At 64.0% G+C, this 575-nt stretch carries 1 protein-coding gene; it reads right to left on the bottom strand.

Annotated features, from left to right (window positions below):
• Positions 1-60: 60 nt before the first annotated feature.
• Complete coding sequence (locus EJK91_RS21525) at positions 61-495, bottom strand: transposase (RefSeq protein ID WP_125079904.1); 435 nt, start codon at positions 493-495, stop codon at positions 61-63.
• Positions 496-575: the final 80 nt, after the last annotated feature.

The raw sequence follows: 575 nt of genomic DNA on the forward strand, positions 1-575 counted from the left end.
TCAGCGTCGCCGCAGCCCTGGTTGACACGCCGACGCCGATCAGCGACCCGTAGCTTTGGGTCAGCGCTTCTTGCGCTGCTCTTCGGAATCCGCTCTCTCGGAGAGAGTCTCCAAGAGAGCGTGCGCTTTTCCCATGATGTCCAGGGCGGCCTCAGTGGTGGCCAGGCGCTTACTCATCCGGGCGTTCTCCCGCTTCAGGCGGGCGATCTCGGCTTGCTCGGCTGTGAGCCTGCCGATCTTCTCACCGGGCTGCTTGCCCGCCAGCACGCCCGCGTCGCGTTGCTTGCGCCATTCACTGATCGACGACGAGTACAAGCCCTCCCGCCGCAAATAGGCGCCGCCGTCGCCGTGCTCGCAGGCCTGCTCGTAGGCGGCCAGGTGGGCAAGCTTCTCCGCGGCGGTGAACGCACGCCGCCGTCGTGGCCCATCGGCCCGAGGGTGGACTGGATCCATCCGCTCATTGTCGATCACCGACATAATCATGGAACTGGTCATGGTGTGTTGATCCGTATCTCGCCCTGCTACAGGCCGATTTGCTATGAACTACTGGACTCAACTCACCCTGACACGCAGGG

It is taken from the genome of Mycobacterium sp. P7213, assembly GCF_900604305.1.
Lineage (GTDB): Bacteria > Actinomycetota > Actinomycetes > Mycobacteriales > Mycobacteriaceae > Mycobacterium.